We start from the raw sequence: 21,614 nt of genomic DNA, 5'->3' as shown, positions 1-21,614 counted from the left end.
CGATATTTTTAACGAATTTGCATTTCAGAGGACCGCGTATACACGCTGTCCACGAGGGCACAGAACGTGACCGGCATCCTGGACGAACAAGAGCGGACTTTGGCCTTTGCCGAAGTCGCGCTGGGCCAAATTCGCTCGCTCCGCCAGACGGCGATTCCGCGCAATTATGAGATCTGGTACGTCTACGCGACTGGCTACAATTCGGCGCTCAACAAAGTCATCAATGAGACGCTGGCACGCAATGGCCGGCTGACCGAAGCCGATCTCGACCTGATCCACGACACTTATCTCTCACAAATTCGCACCACTGATCGCATCGATCAGGTCGGCGCCCGCGTCATCGGCGAGATCGACGACGTGATGGCGCTCATCACCGATGCTCTGGGCATGACCACGAACTTCAATGCCAGTCTGGATGGTGCCAGCAAGGATTTGTCGCGGGCGCACGATCCCGCTGCGGTGAAAGCCGTGATCGAAAGGCTCGTCAAATCCACCCGTGAAGTGCATGACACCAACAAGGCGCTGGAAGAGCGGCTACTGTCCTCGAAGAGCGAGGTCTACACGCTGCAACAGAGCCTCGAAGCGATCCGCGCCGAAAGCCTGACTGATCCCCTCACCGCGCTCGGCAACCGCAAATATTTCGACCGTGCGCTGATGGCGGCAATCGATACCGCGGTGAAGCGCGGCGAACCGTTGTCGCTCCTGATGCTCGACATCGATCACTTTAAGTCCTTCAACGACAATTATGGCCATCTCACCGGCGACCAGGTGCTGCGTCTTGTCGGCCAGTCATTGAAGCAGACCATCAAGGGCCAGGATATCACCGCGCGCTATGGCGGCGAGGAATTCGCCGTGGTGCTACCGAACACGCCGCTGCGTCAGGCACTCACCGTTGCCGATCACATCCGCCGCGCCGTGATGTCAAAGGAGCTGAAGAAAAAATCGACTGGCGAGATCCTGGGACGCGTCACGATTTCCGTCGGCGTCTCGATGCTGCAGATCGGCGACGATATGGAATCGATCATCGGCCGTGCCGACGCCTGTCTCTATGCCGCGAAGCGCAGCGGCCGCAACCGCGTGATCTGCGAAGTCGATCCGGAATATTCTGCGGAGCTGCAGTTTCAGGTGGCGTGACGCCCCACACTTGGCTTCACCATTCGCAATGAGACGCCGCGCAAGCGCACGGCTCCTCAGGATGAGGATTTGCGCTTCTTTGCGGCTTTACTGGCTTTCTTGCTGGCGACCGTCTTAACCGCAGCCTTCTTGGCGGCCTTCTTTTTCGCCGCGGTCTTCTTCACGACCTTCGCTTTCTTCGTTGCCCGCTTCTTGCCTGCTTTTGCCAGCGATGCACGGATCGCTGCGGCATGCGCGACCCTCGCCCATTCGGTGACTTCATCTGGATCGTCGTACAGCCGTTCCGGCAGCTGCCAATAGGATCCGATCATCCGCAGCTTGCCGCGCATCTCATACTGAAAACACTGCGAGCCCTCGCTCTCGAAACGCGGGATCGAGTTTTCATCGGCGCGCAGATAGACCGCGCCGCGCAGCACCAGCGCGAAGTTGATGCCATCGGCGGAAATGCCAAAGCCGGAAAACATCCGGCGGATCGTTACCGCGCCAAAGCCGGCGAAAAGTTCACTGAGAAATTCGCGGTCCATTGGGGAAGTGTAGGATGCAACGCGCGATTGCGGAAGCGGTCCGTCCGCGTCGTCTCCCTACGTCATGGCCGGGGCTTGACCCGGCCATCCAGCCTCCTTCGCTTTCACCGAAGCCCAGAAAAATGGATGCCCGGGACATCTAGCGAAGCCGCGCTTCGCGCTTTGCCCGGGCATGACAGCGTTCTAATTATGAAATGACAGTCTCAGCCGTCGATCTTCGCCGGCGTCAGTTGCACGGACTCGCCGCAACCACAGGCCGAGATCTGGTTCGGGTTGTTGAACACGAACTGGGCCTGCATGCGATCGGTCTTGTAGTCCATCTCGGTGCCGAGCAGGAACAACACGGCCTTGGGATCGACCAGGATCTTGACGCCCTTGTCCTCGACGATTTCGTCGGTCGGCTTGATGTCGTGGGCATATTCGACGGTGTAGGACTGGCCGGCGCAGCCACCGTTCTTGATGCCGACGCGCAGGCCGACGATCTCGGAATCCGCACGCTCCGTCAGCTCCCGGATCCGCGTTGCGGCAGCATCCGTCAGGCGCATCACCTGCGGGCGGGGTCGCGGCTTCGGCTTCGCAGCCGGTGCGGTTGGGGTTGGTGTCATCTCAGTCATGTGTTCAGTCCCTTCGGCGGTTCAAGGCCGCCATCGGCATATTCAGCAAACCGGACGCAACTCACCACATATTCAGAACGAGACGGGCCTCGTCGGTCATCCGGTCCGGCGTCCAGGTTGGCTCCCAGACGATCTCGACCTTGACCAGACCGACTCCGGGCACGCTGGCCACGGCGTTCTCCACCATGGTCGGAAGCTCTTCGGCGGCCGGACAGTTCGGCGTCGTCAGTGTCATCTCGACCTGGACGGAGCGATCGTCCTTGATATCGACCTTATAGATCAGACCGAGCTCGTAGATATCCGCGGGGATTTCCGGGTCGAACACGGTCTTCAGTGCAGCGACGATCTCGGTGCCCAGGCGTTCGGTTTCGGCGGGATCGAGCGCCGAGGTGGTCTGCATGTGAGCGGGCTTCTCAGCCTCGGGGGTGGCGTCCGGCGTCTTGGCTTCTGCAATGTCACTCATGCAAACAACTCCCGTGCCTTGATCAGCGCCTGTGCGAGGTGGTCGACCTCCTCGCGGGTATTATACATTCCGAATGATGCACGGCACGTGGCCGTGACATTGAATCGCTCCAGAAGCGGCATCACACAGTGGGTTCCCGCGCGGACAGCGACGCCCTGGCGATCGATCACGGTCGCCACGTCATGGGCATGCGCGCCCTTCATTTCGAACGAGATCACCGGTCCTTTGTTCTTGGCAGTGCCGATAATGCGGAGCGAATTGATCTCGCGCAGCCGGTCCTGTGCATAGGCCAGGAGGTCGTGCTCATGGGCGGCAATCCGCTCCTTGCCGATCGAATTGACGTAATCGATAGCGGCGCCGAGGCCGATGGCCTCGACGATGGCCGGCGTGCCGGCCTCGAACTTGTGCGGCGGATCACCATAGGTGACCCACTCCTTCGCCACTTCGCGGATCATCTCGCCGCCACCGGCATAGGGCCGCATCGCGACCAGGCGGTCATATTTGCCATACAGCACGCCGATGCCGGTCGGTCCGTACAGCTTGTGGCCGGTGAAGATGTAGAAGTCGGCGTCAATGTCCTGCACGTCGATCGGCATGTGCACGGCGGCCTGGCTGCCATCCACGACGACGGGAATGCCGCGCGCATGCGCGAGCTTCACCACGTCCTTGACCGGAACCAGCGTGCCCAGCGCATTGGACATCTGGGTGATGGCGACGATCTTGGTACGATCGGTCAGCAGCTTCTCGAACTCGTCGATCAGGAAGTTGCCTTCGTCATCGACAGGCGCCCATTTGATGACGGCGCCCTGACGTTCCCGCAGGAAGTGCCACGGTACGATGTTGGAATGGTGCTCCATGATCGAGAGCACGATCTCATCGCCCGGCTTGATGTTCTCGCCGCCCCACGATGCTGCGACGGCATTGAGCGCATCGGTGGCATTGCGGGTGAAGATGATTTCCTCGGGGCGCTTGGCATTGAGGAAGTGCTGCACCTTGATGCGCGCGCCCTCATAGGCCTCGGTCGCGGCATTGGCGAGGTAATGCAGTCCGCGATGCACATTGGCATATTCGGACTTGTAGGCCTCGGTCATGCGGTCGAGCACAGCATAGGGCTTCTGCGCCGATGCAGCGTTGTCGAGATAGACCAGCGGCTTGCCATAGACCTTCATCTCGAGCGCAGGAAAATCCTCGCGGACGCGAGCGACGTCATACGACCCGTTCGAGACCGCGGGATGCAATGTCATGCGCGCGACTCCAGCCAACGCTCTGCGGCCGATATCGCGACGTCGCGCAGATCGTCATTCACGATCGACTCCAGCGCTTCACCCACGAATGCCTGGATCAGCAGCGCCTGCGCCGCCTTCTCCGGCAGGCCGCGAGCCCGCAGATAGAACAGCAAGCTGTCATCCAGCGCGCCAATGGTCGCGCCGTGGCCGCACTGCACGTCGTCAGCGAAGATCTCGAGCTCGGGCTTGTTGTCGATCTCGGCCTCGTCGGACAGCAGCAGCGCCCGTGACATCATCTTGCCGTCGGTCTTCTGCGCGATCTGATGGACGTTGATGCGACCCTGGAACACCGAATGCGCGCGATCGTCGAGCACGGCGCGGAACAGCTCGCGGCTGAGGCAATTCGGCGCCGCATGCTCGATCACGAAGGTACAGTCGCCATGCTGCTTGTCGCGCAGCAGATGAACGCTGTTGGTCGACAGCTCCGAATCCACACCAGCCAGCGTGATGAAGCTCTGATAGCGGCTGACGCCACCGCCAGTGGTCAGGCTGAAGGTGTTGAACTTGGTGCGCGCACCGACTGTGACGATGGCCGTTGCGATATTCGCTGCATCGCCGGCGTCTTCCATCACGCGCACATGCTGCAGATCGGAATCGTCGCCGATCCAGATCACGACAGCATCATGGGCCTGATACGCCTTCGCGGATTCTGTCGCGACGAAGCTTTCGACCAGCGTCACACGCGCGCGATTGCCGATACGCACCAGCGACCGCGTGAATGCGGCCACGCTCGGGCGTGTCGCGACATGCACGATATGCAGCGGCCGGGCCGGAACGGCATCGTCCGCGATATCGATCAGCATGCCATCGGTCGCAAAGGCGGCATTCAGCGCGATCATCGGATCGACAATGCGCGAGCGCAGCAGGTCGGCACGCGTCGCACTGGTCGCGTCATCGAGCATGGCGCTGAGCGCATGCACGGTCACGCCGCCGCCCGACGTCAGATCGGAGAGACCTGCCGCGAAGACGCCATCGATGATGACCAGCTTCTGCGTATCACCCGTACCGAGCGTTTCGACGAGCTTCGCGGCCTGGGCCAGCGCGGCCTGATCCGGCGCGGGCGCCAGCGGCGCCACGTCACGCAACAGGTTGCGCAGGTCGGTATATTTCCATTCTTCGATGCGCCGGGTCGGCAGACCGGTACGCGCGAAATCATCGAACGCCTGCTGGCGCGTTTCCGCCACCGTGCCGACGCCCGGCAACCGGCCGCGCGCGGCGGCGAATGTGCCGTCCAGCACCGCGCCCGTTGTTGTCTTTGCGAGAGCTACATTCATGATTGTCTCACTCAGGCCGCCGCGTCTTCATACTGCGCATAACCGGACTCTTCGAGTTCCAGCGCCAGTTCCTTGCCGCCACTCTTTACGACGCGGCCCTTCGACATCACATGCACATGATCCGGCACGATGTAGTTCAGCAGGCGCTGGTAATGGGTGATCACCACCATGGCGCGATCCGGGCTGCGCAGCGCATTGACGCCGTCGGCAGCGACGCGCAACGCGTCGATGTCGAGACCGGAGTCCATTTCGTCGAGGATGCACAGGCTCGGCTGGAACAGCGCCATCTGCAGCACTTCGTTGCGCTTCTTCTCACCGCCGGAGAAGCCGACATTGACGCCGCGCTTCAGCATATCCATCGGGATGTTCAGCGAAGCAGCGACCTCGCGGACCTTCCTGAGGAAGTCCGGCACCAGATATTCGGATTCGCCGCGCGCCTTGCGCTGCGCGTTCACCGCAGTGCGCAGGAAGTTCATCGTGGTCACGCCGGGAATTTCCACGGGATACTGGAACGCCAGGAACACGCCCTTGGCGGCGCGCTCGTCGGGCTCCATTTCCAGCAGGTCTTCGCCCTTGAAAAGGATCTCGCCGCCGGTCACCTCATAACCGGGCTTGCCGGCGATGACGTGGCTGAGCGTGGATTTGCCCGAACCATTCGGTCCCATGATGGCATGCACTTCGCCGCCATTGACGGTCATGGTCAGCCCATGGAGAATCTCGCGATCCTCGACACGAACCTGCAGGTCTTTCACTTCAAGCAATGCGGTCATCAGTCTCTATCCTTTGATCATCATCGTCACCCTCGCCTGAACGCACTCGGATTCAGGCTGGAGTGCTCGCCATTCGCGGCGAGCCTCTAAGGATGGCTTTCAATTTTGCCGACATCCTGGAAGCGCCGCTGTGCGGGCATCCGCGATGGCGGGAATTAGCCCACCGATCCCTCAAGCGAGATCGAAATCAGCTTCTGCGCTTCCACTGCGAATTCCATCGGCAGTTGCTGCAACACGTCCTTCACGAAACCGTTGACCACGAGGCCGACGGCTTCTTCCTGCGACAGGCCACGCTGGACGCAATAGAACAGCACGTCTTCGGAGATCTTCGACGTCGTTGCTTCGTGCTCGAACAGCGTCGAGGCGTTCTTCGCCTCGATATACGGCACGGTGTGCGCACCGCACTGATCGCCGATCAGGAGTGAGTCACAGGCCGTGAAGTTACGCGCGTTCGTCGCCTTGCGATGTGCGGTGACGAGGCCGCGATAGGTGTTCTGCGACTTGCCGGCAGCGATACCCTTCGAGATGATCCGGCTCGTGGTGTTCTTTCCGAGATGGATCATCTTGGTGCCGCTATCGACCTGCTGATAGCCGTTCGAAATCGCGATCGAATAGAACTCGCCGCGCGAATTGTCGCCGCGCAGGATGCAGCTCGGATATTTCCAGGTGATGGCGGAGCCGGTCTCGACCTGGGTCCAGGAAATCTTCGAGCGGTCGCCGCGGCAGTCACCACGCTTGGTGACGAAATTGTAGATGCCGCCCTTGCCTTCGGAATTGCCGGGGTACCAGTTCTGGACCGTCGAATACTTGATCTCGGCATCGTCATGGGTGACGAGCTCGACGACAGCCGCATGGAGCTGGTTCTCGTCGCGCTGCGGCGCCGTGCAGCCTTCGAGATAGCTGACATAGGCGCCCTTGTCGGCAATGATCAGCGTTCGTTCGAACTGGCCGGTGTTGCGCTCATTGATGCGGAAATAGGTCGACAGCTCCATCGGGCAACGCACGCCCGGCGGCACATAGACGAACGAGCCGTCGGAAAACACCGCGGAGTTCAGCGTGGCATAGAAGTTATCGGAGGTCGGCACGACCGTGCCGAGATACTGCTTCACCAGTTCGGGATGTTCGCGGATGGCTTCCGAGATCGGCATGAAGATCACGCCAGCCTGCTTCAGCTCCTTCTGGAACGTGGTCGCGACCGACACCGAATCGAACACGGCATCGACGGCGATCCTGCGCTCACCTTCCGGACGCACGACGCCTTCCAGCGCCTCGATCTCGCGGAGCGGAATGCCGAGCTTCTTGTAGGTCTCAAGAATTTCAGGATCGATCTCGTCGATCGAGCCAATGGTCTTCTTCGGCTTCGGCGCCGAATAGTAATAGAGATCCTGGAAGTCGATCTTCGGATACTCGACCCGCGCCCACTTCGGCTCTTCCATGGTCAGCCAGCGGCGATACGCCTCAAGACGCCATTCCAGCATCCATGCCGGCTCGTTCTTCTTGGCGGAGATGTAACGGACGGTATCTTCGGAAAGGCCCTTCGGGGCCTTCTCGGATTCGATGATGGTCTCGAATCCATAACGATATTGATCGACGTCGATCTGGCGAACCCGATCAACGGTCTCTTGTACGGCAGCCATTTTATCCTCCGCTCGCGGTTTCAAGGACCGCGGTGGATCAATCCAGAAACGTGAAACTCAAAGCTTGTCGGGGTTCTTTACGATGTTCCCGCCGGGAAATCACCCCTCTTAGAACCGTTCAAGCTGTGTTTCGTCGCTATGTTTAAGTAGTGTACCCGAGAGCTTTCGCCAAGCCTCCAGGCACCGATCGACGTCCGCTTCGGTGGTCGACCAGCCCAGACTGAGACGCACAGCACCCCGGGTCAGCTCCGGCCCGAAACCCATGGCTTCCAGCACATGGGACGGCTGCACCTTACCAGAAGAACAGGCCGATCCCGACGATACCGCGATACCTTCGAGATCAAATCCAATTACGGCAGTCTCGGCGCGCAATCCGGGGGCGCCGAACAGGACCGTATTGGGCAGACGCGGCACATCTTGGGCGAACACAAGTCCATTGCTGGATTGCCGCAAGCCCGCCTCAAGCCGCTGACGCAGCTCGTCAACCCGCTTCATATCATCCAGCGACGCGATAGCGGCCGACACGGCGGCGCCGAAGCCGGCGATTCCGGACACATTCTCGGTTCCCGCCCGACGCCCCAGTTCCTGCCCGCCGCCGCTGAGGAGCGCATCGAGCCCGGCGACGCCATTGGCCAAGACCAGCGCGCCAACGCCCTTTGGACCGCCGATCTTGTGCGCAGAAATCGATAGAAGATCAGCCTGCAATAAATTGATATCTATCGGTATCTTTCCAAACGCTTGCACAGCGTCGACATGCAGCAAGCCGCCGGCGTCATGCACGATCGCCGCAAGCTCAGGAATCGGTTGAAGGGTGCCGGTTTCATTATTGGCCAACATCACGGAAACCAGCGCCGGCTCCCCACCCGCCAGGAGCGCCCTCAACTCATCCGGTTTCACGACGCCATCGCGGTCCACGCCCAGCACCTGGAGGTCTTCCGCGGCGAAGCGCCCGCCCGCCAGCACCGAGGCGTGCTCCACCGCGGATACGATCAGCCGCCGCACGGGCACGCCTGGATTGCGCATCAGCCCGGGCGTCAGCGCCAGCACATTGGCTTCGGTTCCGCCTGAGGTGAATATGACGTTTCGCGAATCTGCGCCCAAGGCGCCTGCGACCGCCGCACGGGCGTCCTCAACGATCCGGCGGGCCTGACGGCCCTCGGTATGAACCGATGACGGGTTACCAGCCAAATCCCACGCGGCCACCATCGCCGCCCGCGCCTCAGGGCGTAGCGGTGTCGTCGCATTCCAGTCGAGATAGACCCGGTCTTTGGCCAATTCTGCTTTACCTTGAAGGACTTGGAGCCCTGCTGGCGGCATCGGACGTCGTCCGGTGCCGCGCGCCGTCTCTCTTAGCCCAATTGCTCACCAAATGCGCCCGCGGCAACGCATGTCACGGCCGCGGACACGTTCAATATGCTTGCTTTTCGCCCCTGCGCTCATGGTAGAACGCGGCCTCAACTTCACCCGGTGCCGCCCGCCATCAACCTGGCGGTGCCCGATCGCCCTTTCCTCGCAGGGTCCCCTCCGAGCCATTCTCGCCGAGCCCTGCGCGAAACCGGCTGATCACGCCAAGAACGGGACCTAAGGATCACTATGCCCGAAGTTATTTTTACCGGTCCCGCAGGCCGTATTGAAGGCCGCTATCATCCGGCCAAGCAGAAGAACGCGCCGATCGCCATGGTGCTGCATCCGCATCCGCAATTCGCGGGCACGATGAACCACCAGATCGTCTACCAATGCTATTACGCCTTCGTGCATCGCGGCTTCTCGGTGCTGCGCTTCAACTTCCGCGGCGTCGGCCGCAGCCAGGGCTCGTTCGACCATGGCACCGGCGAGTTGTCGGATGCAGCGGCAGCGCTCGACTGGGCACAGACCATCAATCCCGAAGCGCGCGCCTGCTGGGTTGCCGGTTTCTCGTTTGGCGCCTGGATCGGCATGCAGCTCCTGATGCGTCGCCCCGAGGTCGAAGGCTTCATCTCGATCGCGCCGCCGGCCAATCTCTATGATTTCTCGTTCCTCGCACCCTGCCCGTCGTCGGGCCTGATCGTGCACGGCGAGAAGGATGCGGTCGTGCCGCCGAAGGACGTCAACACGCTGGTCGAGAAGCTGAAGACCCAAAAGGGCATCGTGATCGATCAGCATATCATTCCGGGTGCCAATCACTTCTTCGATAACAAGCTCGAGCCGCTGATGGAATCGGTCACCGGCTATCTCGACATGCGCCTCGCCAACGTGCGCTGAGGCGTCGACCGACCTCAGGCCGGTTGCTTCGTGTCTGCCAACAAAAAGCCCTCGGCCAGATTTGGCCGAGGGCTTTTCAATTTTAGGTCCTGATCGGGATCAGAACGAGCGCAGGATCTGGACCGAGCCGTTGTAAAGATTCTGATCCTTGATCTGGTAGGCCTGATTGGGCTTGCCAGTTGCCGTGCCGGTATAGGTGCCGTCGAGATTCTGATCGAGGCGGCTATAGGTGAATTCAGCCGACAGGGTCAGGTTCTTGACGGGGGTCCATGCAGTACGTGTACCGACCTGGGCAATTCCGAAATCAAAATTGTTGGTCGTGCCAGTAATGCTGCCAGCCGTAGAGCCCGGGTTGGACGAACTGCTCGTTCCCAGGCGACCGCCGGCCGGGCTGAATGCCGCGGCGAGCATCGCGTTGCCGGTGTCGCCATAGGAGATATGACTGTAGTTGCCAAACACCGACGTACGCCACGCCGTGTTCCAGTAGTGCTCATAGAACGCACTCACTTCCCAGGCATCGCTCTGCTGGATCGAACCACCCGGCGAGAACACGCCATCCAGCACATAGCCGAAGCCAACCGTATTGCCATCGAATTTGGCGAAACGACCGCCGCCGGATGTTTCGAGCGAACCGCCCGTGAAAGCATAACGCGCCGCACCTTTGGCGTAGGACGCTTCAATCTTCAGGCTGTCGTTCGCGCCTGTCGGCAGAACCTTGAATTCCACCGCGCCACTGACAGCAAAACCGTAGGCGTCATCAGGATGTCCGGAGGCTTCATTCGTCCCGTAGAAGCCGGCCGTTGACGTGTGCATGGCCGCAGCGAAATGCAGCGAGCCCCACTTCTGATCGAGCCGAAGGTTGCCTACGACATCAGGAATATGGTTGCCACCAGTGGCGTTGCCGAAGAACGTGTTCGAATTGGTGCCGTAGAAGGCACCGGTGAACGAGCCCGCGCCCGGCGCCACGATGAAATTCGCGGTGTTGTAGAGGCCGGCATTGCGATAGGGCGATGCGTTCTCAAGCGCGATGGTGCCCGAGAAGCCGTTGCCGAATTCAGCTGTGTAAGCGATTTGGGGAATGCCGGTCGTATTGCTCGAACCCGCAAGGAAGCCCGATGAGATCCAGGGTTTGGTCAGCGCCCATTGCGGATCGAAATTCGACACAGCCTTACCGAAGGTGAAGCCGGCGAACTGGATGAATGCGAAATCCACTTCCGTGAAGCCGCCGGCGATGCTGTCTCGGTTCTGCGTGAAGTCGAGCTGCATGTTCGCATAGGTACGCACCACGCCGTATTCGGACGCCGTGCGCGTATCGGTCGTAATGTTGATACGTTCGCGTGTAAGGAAGTTATCCTTGGTCCAGAGATTGTTGCCACCGGCGCCGCCCTGCCAGAACGGCGCGTCATACGGGCCACCGTTAAAAGTCGTGTCAAGGCGGATCGCGCCGCCGATCTTGATGCAGGTGTCGGTGCCCGGGATGTAGTAGAAGCCGGCACCGTAGATCGAGCAGATCTTCACGTATTCGACAGCCTTGGCCTTCACCGGAAGGTCCGCCGCCTGGGCAGTGCCCGCTGCCAGCAACGCTGCAGCGGAACCAAGTATCATTTGCTTCATCGTGGTGGTCATGTCGCCTCCGTACCGATCGTATCGGCACGCGCGATTGCCCCGGGCGTGCCATTCATGAGGCAGAGTTGTGGAAGATCATGTTGCGAAACAATGCGCGCGGTCGATTGTCGCAGCATCATTTTCCGGCTGTGTGCTTTCGGCAACATAATCGGCAAGCCGCGGCATTTCCGTACCGAACTCATCACGAGATTTGGTGATGTCATCACGCATCCGTGTCCGCGGCAGCTTGCCGACTACCACAGGCATCGACGCCGTTATTCGCGATCAACCTGATTCGTTGAGTGAGTCGAATCGCCTTAGCTATGGCGAACTTCGCACTAGCTCGCGAGGTAGTCCGCTCTCACACCACCCGTCATCGGCTCCGGCACACCGGTCGTTGCCGGATAGCTCAACGGCAAGCCCGCAAGCGAGCGCGCCGCCAGGAACGCGAAGGCCTGCGCTTCCATCGCATCGGCCGACCAGCCCAGGTCATTCGCACTCTCGACGCTAGCGGCCGGCAATCGCTCCCGCAGCATGCGCAGCATCGTCGGATTGCGTGCGCCGCCGCCGGTGATGATCCAGCTGCGCGGCGGCTTCGGTAACAGCGGCGCAATGCTGGCGATGGTCGCAGCGGTGAACGCCGTCAGCGTCGCTGCACCATCAGCCGGAGTCGTATCGCTCAGTTGCAATGCAGCGAAGTGATTGCGATCAAGCGACTTCGGCGGTGCTGCCGCAAAGAACGGATTCTGCAATCCCCGCGCGATCCACGCATCATCAACGCGGCCCTGCGCCGCCAGTGCGCCATCCGCATCGAACGGCTGCCCCGTTGCGCGCAACACGAAATCATCGAGCAGCGCATTGCCCGGACCGGTGTCGCAGGCAATCAACGCGATATCGCCATCAATGTAAGTCACATTGGACACCCCGCCGATATTGACCACGGCCATGGACCCGTCGCGATGCAGTCCCTGCGCCAAGGCACGGTGATAGACCGGCACCAGCGGCGCTCCCTGCCCGCCCGCAGCCACGTCAGCCGCGCGCAGGTCGTGGATCACCGGCAGGCCGAGCATCCCGGCAAGACTCGCCCCATCGCCAATCTGCACGGTGAGTCGATCGGCGGGACGATGCAGCACGGTCTGGCCGTGAAAGCCGATGATGTCGATGCTGCCTCGTGCGATGCCATGATCAGTCAGAAACGCCTCGACCGCCTCAGCATGGACCGATGTAACCACCCGCTCCGCCTCGGCCAGACTGCCCGGTCTGATATCGCGCCGGCTCAGTTGCACGGCCTCAGCCAGCGCCTGGCGCAACACGGCACGCTCAGCCTCGCTATATGGCCGATACCCCGACGGGCCAAACGACCCGACCCGTTCGCCATCAGTCTCGATCAGGGCGACATCGACCCCGTCCAGCGAGGTTCCGCTCATTAGTCCGATCGCGGTCAGCATATCAGGCACACGGCAAAGCCCTCATTTCCGGTCAAAACTTGTGTCAAAGCGTCCAATCTTATAATGCCACAGGCACTTTGGGGCAGCCAGCACGCCCCCACCTTGCCGCCAATCCATTGAGACAGCGTAAAATTATCCAACCGAGCCGTAAACCGATGACCACCTACAAGTCCGATTTTCTCAACGTCCTGCAGAGCCGCGGCCTGATCCATCAGGTCTCGGATGCCGAGGCGCTGGACGCCGCCTGCTGCAAGGGACCGGTCACGGCTTATGTGGGTTATGACGCCACGGCGACCAGTCTGCATATCGGCAATCTGATCTCGGTGACCATGTTGTACTGGTTTCAGCAGACCGGCCATCGCCCGATCACGCTGATGGGTGGCGGCACCTCCATGGTCGGCGACCCGTCGTTCCGGGACGACCAGCGACAATTGCTGACGGTCGAGAAGATTGCGGAGAACATCGAAGGCATCAAGAAGATCTTCGGCAAGATGCTGACCTATGGCGACGGCCCGACCGACGCACTGATGGTCAACAATGCGGACTGGCTGCTGAAGCTGAACTATGTCGAATTCCTGCGCGACGTCGGCCGCCACTTCTCGGTCAATCGTATGTTGTCCTTCGACAGCGTGAAGCTGCGCCTTGATCGCGACCAGTCGCTGTCCTTCCTCGAATTCAACTACATGATCATGCAGGGCTACGACTTCGTCGAGCTCAACCGCCGCTACGGCACGCTGCTGCAGATGGGCGGCTCCGACCAGTGGGGCAACATCATCAATGGCGTCGATCTCAGCCACCGCATGGGCGGCCCGCAGCTCTACGCACTGACAACGCCGCTGCTCACCAAGTCATCCGGCGAGAAGATGGGCAAGTCGGCCTCGGGCGCGGTCTGGCTCAACGGCGACCTCTTCAGCCCCTATGACTTCTGGCAATACTTCCGCAACACCGAGGACGCCGATGTCGGCCGCTTCCTCAAAGTCTTCACGCGCCTGCCGCTGGACGAGATCGCCAGGCTCGCATCTTTGGGCGGCTCCGAGATCAACGAGGCCAAGAAGATTCTCGCAACCGAAGCGACTGCGGTCGTACACGGCCGCGATGCAGCAAATGCGGCCGCGGAAACCGCACGCAAGACCTTCGAGGAAGGCGCGCTCGCCGACAGCCTGCCGACCGTCAATATACCGCGCGCCGAACTGGATGCAGGCGTCGGCGTCCTCGCTGCCTTCGTCAATGCCGGTTTCGTCGCGTCGAATGGCGAGGCACGCCGCCAGATCAAGGGCGGAGGACTGCGCGTCAACGATGTTGCGGTCACTGACGAGAAGATGATGCTGACGCCTACTTTGCTGATAGAAGGTGTCATCAAGCTCTCGATGGGCAAGAAACGTCACATCCTGCTCAAGCCTGCATAGCCGCATTCATCCAGCGCACTTGTTCATGCACTGCGAAACGCGCTCCATGGCGTAGCTGTCGCAAACGCCGTGAAGAAGAGCCAGATGGATTTGAAGACGTCCCAACGCACCGGGCTGACTGTTCTCGGTGTCTGTTTCACACTGTCCGTGCTGGGACGCGGCCTCCAGGAAAGCTTCACGGTTTTCCTGCTTCCTATCTCGCAATCCTTCGGTTGGGACCGCGCCGAGGTCGTCTCGATCTATTCGCTCATCGCGCTCTGCGTCGGCCTTGCGGGACCGCTGGTCGGACGGCTGTTCGACCGGTCCGGTCCGCGTACCGTGTTCCTGACCGGTATCGCCCTGCTTGGTGGCTCACTGCTCGCAGCAGCCTATGCAGAGAAACTCTGGCAATTTCAGCTCGCGCTCGGCCTCTGCCTCGGTTTCGCAATCGCCTGTATCGGCAATGTGCCTAACTCCCTGCTGCTCGGACGCTGGTTCGGCAAACGGTTGCCGACCGCGATGTCCGTCGTGTATTCGGCAACCGGCGCCGGCGTGTTGTTGATGCTACCTATCGCCCAGTTGCTGATCGATCACGTCGAATGGCGCGGCGCCTATCGCATCTTCGGCTTTGGCGTCCTGGCGTTGCTGGTGCCCTTGCTGTTTCTGCCATGGCGCAGGTTCGGCGCGGGCTCACCGCATCTCGAGAAGCCGCAGACAAGCGAGACGCTTATCGACGAGGGTTGGACCCTGATTAGCGCCATGCGCCATCACGCATTCTGGGCTTTGTTCGGGACCTTCTTCTTCACGGCCATCGGTATGTATGCGATCTCGCCGCAGGTCGTCGCCTATCTGATCGATGTCGGTTTCCCGCCGCTGCAGGCGGCGACCGCCTGGGGCTTCAGCGGCGTGGTGCTGCTATTCGGCATGCTCGGTGTCAGCTGGCTGGACGGCGTGATCGGTCGACGGCCGTCCATTCTGTTCAGCTACAGCCTGTCGCTCCTCGGCATCGTCATGCTCTGGCTGCTGCAATGGTATCCGAACTATGCGCTGCTTACTGGCTTCGTCGTCTGCTTCGGCAGCATGATCGGCTCGCGCGGCCCGCTGCTGACAGCGACCGCGATGAAGATCTTTCGCGGCAAGCGGGTCGGCACGATCTATGGGACAATCACCTTCGGCAGCGGGCTTGGATCCGCGCTCGGTTCATGGACCGGTGGCCTGCTGCATGACTGGACCCAGAGCTACAACTCGCTGCTCGCCTTTGCCTTGATCAGCGTCGTGATCGGCATGATCCCGTTTCTCGTCGTCCCTGCCTTGCGCCGCTAAATCGCTACACACGCGTTCGCACAGCGAACTCATTGAGTTTGTCAGCTTTCACGATTGGTAAGCGACTCGCTGGTATCTCTTTGCCAGTAGTGCTCCGATCAGAGGTCGACATGAGTTTGCTTAGCCGTTTCACCATTCGCACCAAGCTCACCAGCATGGTGCTGGTTTCTGCTGCGTCTATTTGCGCCATCATCGCGGTGGCCGCTTCGCTGAGCCAGAAGCGCATGCAGCAAGACCGCATGGAGCAGCTTCACACTGCCGTCGATCTGATGGTCGGCATGGCCGACAGCATGCAGGAAGAAATTGCAGCCGGAAAGATCACCTTGGCCGACGCCCAGATGCGCTATCGCCAACTGGCTCGCAACATGACCTTCGGCAACAAGCAAGGCTATCTCGTCGCCTACAAACCTGATGGCGTTCTCCTGGTGAATGCCGGCAACCCGAAGCTGGAAGACAAGAATACGGGCGCCAAGGATTCCAATGGCATCCTGATTTCCAGAGCAATCATCGACGCCGCACGCCAGACCGCCAATGGCGGCAGCACTTACTATCTCTATCCGCGTCCCGGCCAGACCGAGCCGACCGCCAAAATGGTATTTGCTCGTTACTATGCCCCATGGGATATCACGTTCAGCACCGGCCTTTATATCGATGACCTCGACGCCGACGTTAATGCTCTCCTCGTCCGCCTTGGCTCGCTCGGCGCCGGCGTCCTCGCTGTGATGGCACTGCTGTCCTTTCTGATGGCCAGCGACATCCTGAGCGCACTCCGCCGGCTGCAGGCACGTATGCACGCGATTGCCAACGGTGCGCTGGACGAGAAAGTCGGCGAAACCGATCGCGGCGACGAAATCGGCCGCATGGCCGAAACGCTGGAAATGCTGCGCCAGACCTCGCTGACCGCCCGCTCCCTCGAAGCCGAGCAGGCCAAGTTGAAACAGATGAGTGAAGCCGAGAAGCGCGATGCGCTGATTGCCCTCGCCGATCGTTTCGACTCCTCCGTCGGCCAGTTGGTCGGCCTGATGGCATCCGGTTCGACCGAGCTCGAAGCCACCGCGCAGTCGATGAGTGGCACCGCCGCCCGCACCAATGACCAGGCCGGTATCGTCAACACCGCCGCCTTGCAAGCCAGCACCCGCGTGCAGACGGTCGCCGCCGCCGCCGAAGAACTGTCATCGTCGATCGCCGAGATCGCGCGTCAGATGGCGCAGTCGGCCAAGATCACCACCCACGCCGTCGATAGCGCCCGCCGCACCGACACCATCGTTCGCGCCCTCGCTGACGGCGCGCAGCAGATCGAGCATGTCGTCGAACTGATCTCGACGATTGCCGGCCAGACCAACTTGCTCGCACTCAACGCCACGATCGAAGCCGCCCGCGCCGGCGACGCAGGCCGCGGCTTCGCCGTCGTGGCGACCGAAGTGAAGAGCCTCGCCGGTCAGACCGCCGACGCCACCAAAGAAATCAGCACCCGCATCGCGCAGATCCAGAGTGCGACCAAGGAAGCGGTCGACGCTATCCAGGGCATCACCGCCACCATCGAGGAAGTCAGCGCCATCGCCACCACGATCGGCTCCGCCATTGAGGAACAAGGTGCAGCGACCGCGGAGATCGCCCGCAATGTCACCCAGACCGCGCAGGCGACGCAGGACGTCACTACCAATATTGGCGGCGTCAGCGCTGCCGCGCATGAGACCGGCGACGCTGCAGGCATGGTGCTCAACGCCGCTTCCGGCCTATCGAAACAAGCCGAGCAATTGTCCGGCGAAGTCACGACGTTCCTCGCCGGCGTGCGGGCTGCCTAAGCATGACGAACTAAACCCCATTGAATGAAAGGCGCAGTCAGCAATGACTGCGCCTTTTTCATTTCAGGACCTGACGAAGCGGCACATGCTGAAAGGGATGCATTGCAACCCGTGATTTACCATTGGTAAGCAGGTTGACGGTATTATTGTCTGGTCACTCTCACGCCGAGGTCCAGATGAGTCTGCTCAGTAACTTCACGATCCGCACCAAGCTCGTCAGCATGGTCGCGGTCTCTGCCATTGCGGTCTGCGCCGTCATCGCGGTCGCCGCTTCGCTTAGTCAGAAGCGGATGATGGAGGATCGGATTTTGCAGCTCCGCACCGCCGTCGATCTCGTCACTGGCCTCGCGCAATCGCTCCAGGACGAAGTTGAAGCGGGCAAGATGAAGCTGCCGGAAGCTGAAGATCAGCTTCGCCTGCGCAGCCGACGCATGTTGTTCGACAAGGGACAGGGCTACGTGCTCGCCTATCGCGCCGACTCCACCGTGATGGTCCACGGCACGCTTCCGAAACTCGAAGGCACCATCACCAACGGCAAGGATTCCAACGGCGTCCTGATCGCCTCCGCCGTCATCGCCGCCGCCAACAGCAAGCCTGAAGGTGCGACCGCGACCTATCTGTATCCACGTCCTGGACAGGATGAGCCTCGGCCGAAAGTCGTGTTCGCGCGCAAATTTGCGCCGTGGAACGTCGTCATCAGCATCGGCGTCTATGTGGACGACCTCGATGCCGACATGAATGCGCTGCTGATGCGCCTCGGCGCTATCGGTGCTGGCGTCCTCGCGCTGATGGCGCTGTTGTCCTGGCTCATTTCTAGCGACATCCTCGGTGCACTTCGCCGGTTGCAGTCACGCATGCATGACATCGCCAACGGAGCGCTCGACGCCAAGGTCGAGGAAACCGATCGCGGCGACGAAATCGGCCGCATGGCGGAAACGCTGGAAATGCTTCGGCAGACCTCACTCACGGCACGGTCTCTAGAAGCCGAGCAGTCCAAGCTGAAGCAGATGAGCGAAGCCGAGAAGCGCGAGGCGTTGATCGCCCTTGCCAATCGCTTCGACGCATCCGTCGGCCAGCTTGTCGGACTGATGGCATCGGGGTCGACCGAGCTCGAAGCCACCGCACAGTCCATGACGGGCACAGCCGATCGCACCAACCAGCAGGCCACCATGGTCAGCTCGGCTGCGACCGAAGCCAGCACACGCGTTCAGACAGTCGCATCTGCCGCCGAAGAACTGTCGTCGTCGATCACCGAGATCGCGCGCCAAATGGCGCAATCCGCAAAAATCACGACGCATGCCGTCGACAGCGCCCGGCGCACCGACACCATCGTGCGCGCGCTGGCCGATGGCGCGCAGCAGATCGAACATGTTGTCGAGCTGATCCAGACCATCGCCGCCCAGACCAATCTGCTCGCGTTGAACGCCACCATCGAAGCTGCACGTGCCGGCGATGCCGGCCGCGGCTTTGCTGTGGTCGCCACCGAGGTAAAGAGCCTGGCCGGCCAGACTGCCGATGCCACCAAGGAGATCAGCACCCGCATCGCGCAGATCCAGAGCGCAACCAAGGAAGCCGTCGACGCAATTCAGGGCATCACCGCCACGATCGAAGAAGTCAGCGCCATCGCCACCACGATCGGCTCTGCTATCGAGGAGCAAGGTACGGCGACTGCGGAAATTGCTCGCAACGTGACCCAGACGGCGCAGGCGACCCAGAACGTCACCACCAATATCGGCGGTGTCAGCTCGGCAGCGCACGAGACCGGCAACGCTGCGGGTATGGTGCTGAGTGCGGCAACCGGCCTGTCGAAACAGGCCGAGCAACTCTCCGGCGAAGTCAAAACCTTCCTCGCCGGCGTACGCGCCGCCTGATACGCATTGCCGCCAAACAAGAAGGGCGCGGTCAGCCATGACCGCGCCCTTCTCTATTTTTGCGGTGATCGCAGATCAGCGCGCGGTAAAGCCGCCATCCACCGGCAGCGCGATGCCCGTGATGAAGGAAGCATCGTCCGAACCAAGCCACAGCGCGGCATGCGCCACATCCTCGGCCTTACAGAGACGGCCCATGGGCACCGCCGCCAAAAGCTTGGCCTCGTTGGCCGCAGCTTCCGCTGCGACGCCCGAGCGGCCGGTGAAACCGAGCTTCATCGGCGTATCCGCAAGACCCGGACAGATCACGTTGACGCGGACTTGATCGGAAGCGAATGCCTGTGCCAGCGACTTGGTGAGGCCGACCACAGCGAACTTAGCAGCCGAATAGATCGGGCTCATCATGGAGCCGACAATGCCCGACACCGACGAGGTGAAGATCACCGAGCCGCCGCCGCGCTTGCGCATGTGCTTGATCACTTCGCCGGCCGCCAGCGTCGCCGAGGTGACGTTGAGCGCCATCGCAAATTCATAGGCCGTGAGGTCGAGATTCTCGACGCCGGCCGGACCCGGCGTGCCGGCATGAGCCCAGAGGATATCGATACCGCCAAGCGCTGCCGCGGCGTCATTGATTGAACTCTTCATCTGCTCGGTTTTCGACAGATCGGCCTGGATGGTGGTGAGCTCATGACCCAGCTTCTTCATGTCGGATTTGAGTTGCGCCAGCGCGTCCGCATTGACGTCAATGGCGGCGACCTTGGCGCCTTCCTTGAGAAACAGTTCGACGCCGGCGCGTCCCATGCCCGATGCAGCAGCGGTGACGGCGGCGAGTTTATTGGCGAGACGCATTCTGTTGTCCTTGTGATGGTTTTGATATCGCGGTTCAGAAAAAGAAAAACGCGCAGCGCGGGGTCACCGACATCTGCGCGTTCTCATCGTTCGTTGCTGCAGCCGTTACTTGATCAGCGGGCAACCGCCGTCCTTGAGCGGACGGAAGGCCGTGTCGGCCGGGATCGTCGCCAGAACATTGTAATAATCGTACGGCTTCTTCGACTCAGCGGGCTTCTTGACCTGCAGCAGATACATGTCGTGCAGCACGCGGCCATCCTCACGTAGCGTGGTCTTGCCGAACAGCGGATCGTCGAACGTGCCCATCTCGCGGATCGCCTTGACGACCGCCGCGCCATCCTTCGGCGAGCCCACCTTGGCGACCGCCTTCAGATAGGTGAGCGACGCCGAATAAGCGCCGGCCTGGTTCATACTGGGATAGCGACCGTTGTTGCGCTTGGCGAAGCGCTCGCCAAAGGTGCGGGTCTGCTCGTTCAGATCCCAGTAGAAGCCCTCAGTGAGCTGCAGGCCCTGCGCCGTGTTGAGACCGAGAGAGTGGATATCCGAAATGAACATCAGCATGCCGGCGAGCTTCTGGCCCGCCTGCACGATACCGAATTCAGACGCCTGCTTGATCGCCTTGATGGTATCGCCGCCGGCATTCGCCAGTGCGATGACCTCGGCCTTGGAGGCCTGTGCCTGCAGCAGATAGGACGCGAAATCGTTCGAATCGGTCGGGTGCTTGATGCTGCCGAGCACCTTGCCACCATTGGCATTGATGACGGCTGTAGCATCACGCTCTAGCGAAGCGCCCAGCGCGAAGTCGACAGTAAGGAAGAACCAGCTCTTGCCGCCGGCCTTGGTCATGGCGTCGGCCGTACCGTGCGCCAGTGCCCAGGTGTCATAGGTCCAATGCACCGAGTTCGGCGTGCAGGCCTTGCCCGTCAGGTCCGACGTGCCTGATGCCGTGAACAGCGCGACCTTGTTGAGCTCCGCCGTGAGCGGCGCGACAGCCAGCGAGGTGGCGCTGGTCGGAATGTCGACGAGGACGTCGACGCCTTCGGTCTCGTACCACTTGCGCGCGATGTTGCGCGCGATGTCCGGCTTGTTCTGCGGATCGCCCTGGATCACCTCGACCTTGAACTTGTCGGCGCCCGGAAGCTTGTTGAAATCCTCGACAGCCATCTTGGTGGCGTCGAACGAACCCATGCCGCCGATATCAGAGAAAATGCCGGACATGTCGGCGAGGACGCCGAGCTTCACCGGCGTCTGTGCCGACGCCATCTGCGCGGACAGCAATCCGAGCGACAGCGCCACGGCTGACACGGCAACAGTATTGCGAATGGTCATCTATTCCTCCCCTGACAAATTCCGTGATTCACCCTGGCAAGGCGCCAGCCCGGCAATCA

At 61.2% G+C, this 21,614-nt stretch carries 19 protein-coding genes; 6 read left to right on the top strand and 13 right to left on the bottom strand.

What is annotated here, in order from left to right; all coding sequences use genetic code 11:
• Positions 1-66: 66 nt before the first annotated feature.
• Positions 67-1,134 (top strand): GGDEF domain-containing protein, encoded by a 1,068-nt coding sequence (locus CHC01_RS09995; RefSeq protein WP_089264147.1) that lies wholly within the window; start codon positions 67-69, stop codon positions 1,132-1,134.
• Positions 1,135-1,190: 56 nt separating this feature from the next.
• On the opposite strand, the gene CHC01_RS09990 is transcribed toward CHC01_RS09995, so the two are convergent.
• The 8 genes from CHC01_RS09990 to CHC01_RS09955 all read right to left on the bottom strand — a co-directional run bounded on the left by CHC01_RS09990 (position 1,191) and on the right by CHC01_RS09955 (position 9,019).
• Positions 1,191-1,658: a TfoX/Sxy family protein gene (locus CHC01_RS09990; RefSeq protein WP_089264146.1), complete on the bottom strand. Its 468-nt coding sequence runs from the start codon at positions 1,656-1,658 to the stop codon at positions 1,191-1,193.
• A 203-nt stretch (positions 1,659-1,861) separates the two neighbouring features.
• Entirely contained in the window at positions 1,862-2,263 is a 402-nt protein-coding gene (locus CHC01_RS09985; protein WP_089264676.1) for a HesB/IscA family protein, read from the bottom strand.
• A gap of 70 nt (positions 2,264-2,333) precedes the next feature.
• Positions 2,334-2,735: an SUF system Fe-S cluster assembly protein gene (locus CHC01_RS09980; RefSeq protein ID WP_170849663.1), complete on the bottom strand. Its 402-nt coding sequence runs from the start codon at positions 2,733-2,735 to the stop codon at positions 2,334-2,336.
• Positions 2,732-3,979 carry a cysteine desulfurase gene (locus CHC01_RS09975; protein ID WP_089264145.1) on the bottom strand — a complete coding sequence of 416 codons (1,248 nt, stop codon included), beginning with the start codon at positions 3,977-3,979 and terminating at the stop codon, positions 2,732-2,734. The genes CHC01_RS09980 and CHC01_RS09975 overlap by 4 nt, the downstream gene beginning before the upstream one ends.
• Positions 3,976-5,295, bottom strand: coding sequence for a Fe-S cluster assembly protein SufD (gene sufD / locus CHC01_RS09970; RefSeq protein ID WP_089264144.1), 1,320 nt, complete (start codon positions 5,293-5,295; stop codon positions 3,976-3,978). The genes CHC01_RS09975 and sufD overlap by 4 nt, the downstream gene beginning before the upstream one ends.
• An 11-nt stretch (positions 5,296-5,306) precedes the next feature.
• Positions 5,307-6,065 carry a Fe-S cluster assembly ATPase SufC gene (sufC, locus tag CHC01_RS09965; protein WP_089264143.1) on the bottom strand — a complete coding sequence of 253 codons (759 nt, stop codon included), beginning with the start codon at positions 6,063-6,065 and terminating at the stop codon, positions 5,307-5,309.
• 155 nt (positions 6,066-6,220) lie between these two features.
• Entirely contained in the window at positions 6,221-7,702 is a 1,482-nt protein-coding gene (gene sufB, locus CHC01_RS09960) for a Fe-S cluster assembly protein SufB (protein ID WP_089264142.1), read from the bottom strand.
• A gap of 108 nt (positions 7,703-7,810) precedes the next feature.
• Complete coding sequence (locus CHC01_RS09955; RefSeq protein WP_089264141.1) at positions 7,811-9,019, bottom strand: cysteine desulfurase family protein; 1,209 nt, start codon at positions 9,017-9,019, stop codon at positions 7,811-7,813.
• 276 nt (positions 9,020-9,295) lie between these two features.
• Here CHC01_RS09955 and CHC01_RS09950 point away from each other — a divergent pair, with 276 nt between their 5' ends.
• A complete protein-coding gene (locus CHC01_RS09950; protein ID WP_068736626.1) occupies positions 9,296-9,943 on the top strand; it encodes an alpha/beta hydrolase in 648 nt (215 codons plus the stop codon).
• Between the two features lie 99 nt (positions 9,944-10,042).
• On the opposite strand, the gene CHC01_RS09945 is transcribed toward CHC01_RS09950, so the two are convergent.
• From CHC01_RS09945 to CHC01_RS09940, 3 genes are all read right to left on the bottom strand, one after another.
• Positions 10,043-11,569 (bottom strand): porin, encoded by a 1,527-nt coding sequence (locus tag CHC01_RS09945; RefSeq protein WP_244558291.1) that lies wholly within the window; start codon positions 11,567-11,569, stop codon positions 10,043-10,045.
• A 75-nt stretch (positions 11,570-11,644) separates the two neighbouring features.
• Complete coding sequence (locus tag CHC01_RS33305) at positions 11,645-11,779, bottom strand: hypothetical protein (protein WP_283805447.1); 135 nt, start codon at positions 11,777-11,779, stop codon at positions 11,645-11,647.
• Positions 11,780-11,886: 107 nt separating this feature from the next.
• Positions 11,887-12,996, bottom strand: a complete 1,110-nt coding sequence (locus tag CHC01_RS09940) for an anhydro-N-acetylmuramic acid kinase (RefSeq protein ID WP_089264140.1) — start codon at positions 12,994-12,996, stop codon at positions 11,887-11,889.
• A 155-nt stretch (positions 12,997-13,151) separates the two neighbouring features.
• Here CHC01_RS09940 and tyrS point away from each other — a divergent pair, with 155 nt between their 5' ends.
• From tyrS to CHC01_RS09920, 4 genes are all read left to right on the top strand, one after another.
• Positions 13,152-14,402, top strand: a complete 1,251-nt coding sequence (gene tyrS, locus CHC01_RS09935) for a tyrosine--tRNA ligase (protein ID WP_089264139.1) — start codon at positions 13,152-13,154, stop codon at positions 14,400-14,402.
• Positions 14,403-14,486: 84 nt separating this feature from the next.
• Positions 14,487-15,704, top strand: coding sequence for an MFS transporter (locus tag CHC01_RS09930; protein ID WP_089264673.1), 1,218 nt, complete (start codon positions 14,487-14,489; stop codon positions 15,702-15,704).
• A 110-nt stretch (positions 15,705-15,814) separates the two neighbouring features.
• Positions 15,815-17,509: a methyl-accepting chemotaxis protein gene (locus CHC01_RS09925; RefSeq protein ID WP_089264138.1), complete on the top strand. Its 1,695-nt coding sequence runs from the start codon at positions 15,815-15,817 to the stop codon at positions 17,507-17,509.
• Positions 17,510-17,685: 176 nt separating this feature from the next.
• Positions 17,686-19,380, top strand: a complete 1,695-nt coding sequence (locus tag CHC01_RS09920; protein WP_089264137.1) for a methyl-accepting chemotaxis protein — start codon at positions 17,686-17,688, stop codon at positions 19,378-19,380.
• 75 nt (positions 19,381-19,455) lie between these two features.
• Here CHC01_RS09920 and CHC01_RS09915 read toward each other — a convergent pair whose 3' ends face one another.
• Both CHC01_RS09915 and CHC01_RS09910 read right to left on the bottom strand, forming a co-directional pair.
• Positions 19,456-20,226 (bottom strand): SDR family NAD(P)-dependent oxidoreductase, encoded by a 771-nt coding sequence (locus CHC01_RS09915; protein ID WP_089264136.1) that lies wholly within the window; start codon positions 20,224-20,226, stop codon positions 19,456-19,458.
• A 105-nt stretch (positions 20,227-20,331) separates the two neighbouring features.
• Positions 20,332-21,555 carry an ABC transporter substrate-binding protein gene (locus tag CHC01_RS09910; RefSeq protein WP_089264135.1) on the bottom strand — a complete coding sequence of 408 codons (1,224 nt, stop codon included), beginning with the start codon at positions 21,553-21,555 and terminating at the stop codon, positions 20,332-20,334.
• Between the last annotated feature and the right edge of the window lie 59 nt (positions 21,556-21,614).

This window comes from Tardiphaga sp. OK246 (assembly GCF_900188215.1).
Taxonomy (GTDB): Bacteria; Pseudomonadota; Alphaproteobacteria; order Rhizobiales; family Xanthobacteraceae; genus Tardiphaga; species Tardiphaga robiniae.
This window is presented reverse-complemented; position numbering and strand designations above follow the sequence as displayed.

What these genes read in the sequence shown, in the direction of transcription:
- sufB (WP_089264142.1), bottom strand. Translation starts at nt 7,702, where the DNA reads ATGGCTGCCGTACAAGAGACCGTTGATCGGGTTCGCCAGATCGACGTC.
- CHC01_RS09940 (WP_089264140.1), bottom strand. Translation starts at nt 12,996, where the DNA reads ATGCTGACCGCGATCGGACTAATGAGCGGAACCTCGCTGGACGGGGTC.
- CHC01_RS09975 (WP_089264145.1), bottom strand. Translation starts at nt 3,979, where the DNA reads ATGACATTGCATCCCGCGGTCTCGAACGGGTCGTATGACGTCGCTCGC.
- CHC01_RS09920 (WP_089264137.1), top strand. Translation starts at nt 17,686, where the DNA reads ATGAGTCTGCTCAGTAACTTCACGATCCGCACCAAGCTCGTCAGCATG.
- CHC01_RS09990 (WP_089264146.1), bottom strand. Translation starts at nt 1,658, where the DNA reads ATGGACCGCGAATTTCTCAGTGAACTTTTCGCCGGCTTTGGCGCGGTA.
- CHC01_RS09945 (WP_244558291.1), bottom strand. Translation starts at nt 11,569, where the DNA reads ATGACCACCACGATGAAGCAAATGATACTTGGTTCCGCTGCAGCGTTG.
- CHC01_RS09915 (WP_089264136.1), bottom strand. Translation starts at nt 20,226, where the DNA reads ATGCGTCTCGCCAATAAACTCGCCGCCGTCACCGCTGCTGCATCGGGC.
- CHC01_RS33305 (WP_283805447.1), bottom strand. Translation starts at nt 11,779, where the DNA reads ATGCGTGATGACATCACCAAATCTCGTGATGAGTTCGGTACGGAAATG.
- CHC01_RS09955 (WP_089264141.1), bottom strand. Translation starts at nt 9,019, where the DNA reads ATGCCGCCAGCAGGGCTCCAAGTCCTTCAAGGTAAAGCAGAATTGGCC.
- CHC01_RS09925 (WP_089264138.1), top strand. Translation starts at nt 15,815, where the DNA reads ATGAGTTTGCTTAGCCGTTTCACCATTCGCACCAAGCTCACCAGCATG.
- sufD (WP_089264144.1), bottom strand. Translation starts at nt 5,295, where the DNA reads ATGAATGTAGCTCTCGCAAAGACAACAACGGGCGCGGTGCTGGACGGC.
- tyrS (WP_089264139.1), top strand. Translation starts at nt 13,152, where the DNA reads ATGACCACCTACAAGTCCGATTTTCTCAACGTCCTGCAGAGCCGCGGC.
- CHC01_RS09950 (WP_068736626.1), top strand. Translation starts at nt 9,296, where the DNA reads ATGCCCGAAGTTATTTTTACCGGTCCCGCAGGCCGTATTGAAGGCCGC.
- CHC01_RS09910 (WP_089264135.1), bottom strand. Translation starts at nt 21,555, where the DNA reads ATGACCATTCGCAATACTGTTGCCGTGTCAGCCGTGGCGCTGTCGCTC.
- CHC01_RS09980 (WP_170849663.1), bottom strand. Translation starts at nt 2,735, where the DNA reads ATGAGTGACATTGCAGAAGCCAAGACGCCGGACGCCACCCCCGAGGCT.
- CHC01_RS09985 (WP_089264676.1), bottom strand. Translation starts at nt 2,263, where the DNA reads ATGACACCAACCCCAACCGCACCGGCTGCGAAGCCGAAGCCGCGACCC.
- CHC01_RS09930 (WP_089264673.1), top strand. Translation starts at nt 14,487, where the DNA reads ATGGATTTGAAGACGTCCCAACGCACCGGGCTGACTGTTCTCGGTGTC.
- sufC (WP_089264143.1), bottom strand. Translation starts at nt 6,065, where the DNA reads ATGACCGCATTGCTTGAAGTGAAAGACCTGCAGGTTCGTGTCGAGGAT.